The 4,943-nt window shown below is 68.4% G+C and carries 5 protein-coding genes; 4 read left to right on the top strand and 1 reads right to left on the bottom strand.

The annotated features are described in order from the left end of the window. The coding region (locus tag J0695_RS36325; RefSeq protein ID WP_242553642.1) for a WhiB family transcriptional regulator at positions 1 to 133 on the bottom strand (133 nt) is incomplete at its 3' end. A gap of 366 nt (positions 134 to 499) precedes the next feature. Here J0695_RS36325 and J0695_RS36320 point away from each other — a divergent pair. The 4 genes from J0695_RS36320 to J0695_RS36305 all read left to right on the top strand — a co-directional run bounded on the left by J0695_RS36320 (position 500) and on the right by J0695_RS36305 (position 4,819). Continuing rightward, positions 500 to 1,111 (top strand): response regulator transcription factor, encoded by a 612-nt coding sequence (locus tag J0695_RS36320; RefSeq protein ID WP_003948568.1) that lies wholly within the window; start codon positions 500 to 502, stop codon positions 1,109 to 1,111. Between the two features lie 266 nt (positions 1,112 to 1,377). Next, the gene (locus tag J0695_RS36315; protein ID WP_277990080.1) at positions 1,378 to 1,965 is read left to right on the top strand and encodes a sigma-70 family RNA polymerase sigma factor; all 588 of its coding nucleotides are present in this window, start codon (positions 1,378 to 1,380) and stop codon (positions 1,963 to 1,965) included. 118 nt (positions 1,966 to 2,083) lie between these two features. Next, positions 2,084 to 3,586, top strand: a complete 1,503-nt coding sequence (guaB, locus tag J0695_RS36310; RefSeq protein ID WP_206969035.1) for an IMP dehydrogenase — start codon at positions 2,084 to 2,086, stop codon at positions 3,584 to 3,586. Between the two features lie 105 nt (positions 3,587 to 3,691). Then, on the top strand, positions 3,692 to 4,819 hold the full coding sequence (locus J0695_RS36305; protein WP_206969034.1) for a GuaB3 family IMP dehydrogenase-related protein: 1,128 nt from the start codon (positions 3,692 to 3,694) through the stop codon (positions 4,817 to 4,819). Positions 4,820 to 4,943: the final 124 nt, after the last annotated feature.

The raw sequence follows: 4,943 nt of genomic DNA, 5'->3' as shown, positions 1-4,943 counted from the left end.
GGGCGCTGCGCGCAGCGCCCCGTTCGCCCTCCGGGTGGAAGAAGAGGGAGCTGTCGACTCCTCGGCAGGCTGCGAGCAGCTGCCAGTCCCAGAGGTCGGCGTTGGGCCCGGGAAGGCGGGAAAAATCTGCCATTGCTTGTCCCCTTGAGTTCCGCTGGGATCCGTGACGTACATCTACGGTGTAAGTAGATGTAAATATGACTCACATATGAATCTAGTCACAGACACCAGCAAAATGGAAGAAAAGCCGCCAAATAGGGCATTGCTCCGACCGGGATGTGGACGAGTTGTGATGCGCTCCTCTGCAATCGCCCCCTCACGTAGAGTGCCGAAGGCGGCCGTCCGACCCGTAACTCTTTCGAGTGACCGTCGTTGAGTGTGTGTGGCGGTTGAAAGTACAAGCGCTCGGGCAGGTGTCCGAGCGTGTCGACCGCACAGGTGACGATTTGTATTCAGCCTGGAGGCTCAAGGTGACGCGCATCAGCTGCGGAGGGCGGCCATGACATCCGTCCTCGTCTGCGACGACTCCCCGCTTGCCCGAGAGGCGCTTCGCCGCGCGGTCGCGACCGTGCCCGGTGTAGAGCGCGTGACGACGGCCGCCAACGGTGAGGAAGTGCTCCGCCGCTGGGGTGCCGACCGTTCGGATCTGATTCTGATGGACGTACGCATGCCCGGACTGGGCGGCGTCGAGACAGTGCGCCGGCTGCTCTCGGCAGACCCCGGCGCACGGATCATCATGCTGACCGTCGCGGAGGATCTGGACGGTGTCGCGCTGGCGGTCGCCGCCGGGGCCCGCGGCTATCTGCACAAGGACGCGTCGCGTGCCGAACTGCGCGCGACGGTGACCCAGGCGCTCGCCGACCCGACGTGGCGGCTCGCCCCGAGGCGGCTGCGCTCGGCGGAGATGGGCGCGGCGCCCACACTCACCGCGCGGGAGATCCAGGTGCTCGAAGGCATGAGCCACGGACGCTCCAACGCCGAGATCGGCCGCGAGCTGTTCCTCTCCGAGGACACGGTCAAGACCCACGCGCGCCGACTGTTCAAAAAGCTCGGCGCCTCGGACCGCGCGCACGCCGTCGCGCTCGGATTCCGCTGGGGTCTGGTGCGCTGAATGCGCAGGTGCGCGGGGCTGCCGCCCCGCCGTTCGCACCCCCTCCCTTCCTCTGCGGAGGGGGTCGCGGACGCTCGCGCACCACGTTTCGCGCGCGATGCCGCATCCTTGGGGGTGTGGAGTTCCTCGGGGACGAGTCGAGCGGGCAGGGCCAGCGAGAGGGGAGGGCGCAGGAGATGAGTTCCGGCGCACCTGCTCATAACGCTTCGGTGCACAACCACGGACGCGGTGCAGCGGATGATTCCGCACCCGTGCACCATGGTCCGATGCGCGACGACGAGGCTGCGGGTGGACAGGCGCCGATCGGTGCCCTCGTCCACCGTGCCGTCGAGGGCGACGAGCGGGCCACCCACGATCTCCTGGCGCACGTCCATCCCCTCGCGCTGCGCTACTGCCGCACCCGGCTCAACCGGCTGCCCGGTGATGCTCGTCACTTCGTGGAGGACCTCGCGCAGGAAGTCTGCGTCGCCGTACTGATGGCGCTGCCCCGCTACAAGGACACCGGCCGCCCCTTCGAGGCCTTCGTCTTCGCGATCGCCACGCACAAGGTCGCCGACCTGCAGCGCGCGGCCATGCGCCACCCCGGATCGACCGCAGTGCCCTCCGACGAGATGCCGGAGCGGCCCGACGACTCGCTGGGACCCGAGGAGCGGGCGCTGCTGAGCAGCGACGCCGCGTGGGCGAAGAAGCTCCTCGCCAATCTTCCCGACAACCAGCGCGAACTGCTGGTGCTGCGGGTCGCTGTCGGTCTCACCGCGGAGGAGACCGGACAGATGCTGGGAATGTCCCCGGGAGCCGTGCGGGTCGCACAGCACCGGGCACTCAGCAGGCTGAGGGCTCTGGCGGAGCAGTAGGGCTCTCTAGGATTTTTCTGGCCAGGGTCCACCAGTGATCTTGATCGTGGAATGTGACACCCCCGGAGCCCGTTAGCATGGACATCCGCACCGATCAAGGCCATTTGGGGAAGGTGTCATGACTGCAAACGTCGACGGAGTGCCCGAGAAATTCGCGACGCTCGGGCTGACATACGACGACGTGCTGCTGCTGCCGGGCGCATCTGAAGTGCTGCCCAACGCGGTCGACACCTCGTCGCTCATCTCGCGGAACGTACGTGTGAACATCCCGCTGCTGTCCGCCGCGATGGACAAGGTGACCGAGGCCCGGATGGCCATCGCCATGGCCCGTCAGGGCGGCGTCGGCGTACTGCACCGCAATCTGTCCGTCGAGGACCAGGTCAACCAGGTCGACCTGGTGAAGCGGTCCGAGTCCGGCATGGTCACCGACCCGATCACGGTCTCCCCGGACGCCACGCTCGGCGAGGCCGACGCGCTCTGCGCCAAGTTCCGCATCAGTGGCGTCCCGGTCGTCGATCCGTCGGGCAAGCTGCTCGGCATCGTCACCAACCGCGACATGGCCTTCGAGTCGGACCGTGCGCGCCAGGTGCGCGAGGTCATGACGCCGATGCCGCTGGTCACGGGCCGGGTCGGCATCTCCGGCGTGGACGCCATGGAGCTGCTGCGCCGCCACAAGATCGAGAAGCTTCCGCTGGTCGACGCCGCGGGCATTCTCAAGGGCCTCATCACGGTCAAGGACTTCAAGAAGGCCGAGCAGTACCCGAACGCGGCCAAGGACGGCGAGGGCCGCCTCCTCGTCGGCGCGGCGGTCGGCGCGAGCCCCGAGGCGCTGGACCGCGCCCAGGCGCTCGCCGGTGCCGGTGTGGACTTCCTCATCGTCGACACCTCGCACGGCCACAACAGCAACGCCCTCAACTGGATGGCGAAGATCAAGTCGGCTGTCAACGTGGATGTCATCGGCGGCAACGTCGCGACCCGCGACGGCGCCCAGGCCCTGATCGACGCCGGTGTGGACGCGGTCAAGGTCGGTGTCGGGCCCGGCTCGATCTGTACCACCCGTGTGGTCGCCGGCATCGGCGTCCCGCAGGTCACCGCGATCTATGAGGCTGCGCTGGCCGCCCGTGCTGCGGGCGTCCCGGTCATCGGCGACGGCGGCCTGCAGTACTCGGGCGACATCGGCAAGGCGCTCGCCGCCGGCGCCGACAGCGTGATGCTCGGCTCGCTGCTCGCGGGCTGCGAGGAGTCCCCGGGCGAGCTGCAGTTCATCAACGGCAAGCAGTTCAAGTCGTACCGCGGCATGGGCTCGCTGGGCGCCATGCAGTCGCGCGGCCAGGGCCGCTCGTACTCGAAGGACCGTTACTTCCAGGCCGAGGTGTCCTCCGACGACAAGCTCGTCCCCGAGGGCATCGAGGGCCAGGTGCCCTACCGCGGCCCGCTCGCCAATGTGCTGCACCAGCTGGTCGGCGGACTGCGCCAGACGATGGGGTACGTCGGCGCTGCCTCCGTCGAGGAGATGGAGCGCAAGGGCAAGTTCGTCCGGATCACCTCGGCGGGCCTCAAGGAGAGCCACCCGCACGACATCCAGATGACGGTCGAGGCGCCGAACTACACCCGGCGCTAGCAGCAGGTGACGTATGCGGAAGCCCGCGGGCCGGACGGCCCGCGGGCTTCCGCGCGCGCGTCGGGGATACTGGAACGGCAGACGTAGAGGAAAGGCCACACCATCGTGACTGAGATCGAGATCGGGCGCGGCAAGCGCGGCCGCAGGGCGTACGCGTTCGACGACATCGCCATCGTGCCGAGCCGGCGCACCCGGGACCCGAAGGAGGTCTCGATCGCCTGGCAGATCGACGCCTACCGCTTCGAGCTTCCGTTCCTGGCGGCTCCGATGGACTCCGTCGTCTCGCCGCAGACGGCGATCCGCATCGGGGAGATGGGCGGCCTCGGCGTACTGAACCTCGAGGGCCTGTGGACCCGGTACGAGGACCCGCAGCCCCTGCTGGACGAGATCGCCGACGAGCTCGACGAGGAGAACGCGACCCGTCGCCTCCAGGAGATTTACGCCGCTCCGATCAAGGAAGACCTGATCGGGCAGCGCATCAAGGAGGTGCGCGACTCGGGTGTGGTCACCGCCGCCGCGCTCTCCCCGCAGCGCACCGCGCAGTTCTCCAAGGCCGTGGTGGACGCGGGCGTGGACATCTTCGTCATCCGTGGGACCACTGTTTCGGCCGAGCATGTCTCGGGTGCGGCCGAGCCGCTCAACCTGAAGCAGTTCATCTACGAGCTGGACGTCCCGGTGATCGTGGGCGGGTGCGCGACCTACACCGCCGCCCTGCACCTGATGCGTACGGGCGCGGCAGGCGTGCTCGTCGGCTTCGGCGGCGGCGCCGCGCACACCACTCGTAACGTGCTGGGCATCCAGGTGCCGATGGCGACCGCTGTGGCCGATGTGGCCGCCGCGCGCCGTGACTACATGGACGAGTCCGGCGGCCGGTATGTGCACGTCATCGCGGACGGTGGCGTCGGCTGGTCCGGCGACCTCCCGAAGGCGATCGCCTGCGGTGCCGACTCGGTGATGATCGGCTCCCCGCTGGCGCGCGCCACGGACGCGCCCGGCAAGGGCCACCACTGGGGCATGGAGGCCGTGCACGAGGACGTACCGCGCGGAAAGCTCGTCGACCTGGGCATCGTCGGCACGACCGAGGAGATCCTGACCGGTCCCTCGCACACGCCGGACGGGTCGATGAACTTCTTCGGCGCGCTGCGGCGCTCGATGGCGACGACGGGCTACAGCGAGCTCAAGGAGTTCCAGCGCGTCGAGGTCACGGTGGCGGACGCGCAGCACAAGCGCTGACGCCACTGTCTTGGCAGACGGCTAGAGGGCCCGCACCTTTTTTGGTGCGGGCCCTCTTTGCGTGACCCCCGCTTGTCCTCAGTCGCCGGACGGGCTTGAAAAATCAAGCCCGTCCTGCGACTGA

The organism is Streptomyces beijiangensis, assembly GCF_017315755.1.
Taxonomy (GTDB): Bacteria; Actinomycetota; Actinomycetes; order Streptomycetales; family Streptomycetaceae; genus Streptomyces; species Streptomyces beijiangensis.
Note: the sequence above shows the minus strand (reverse complement) of the source record. Positions and strands in the feature narration are given on the sequence as shown.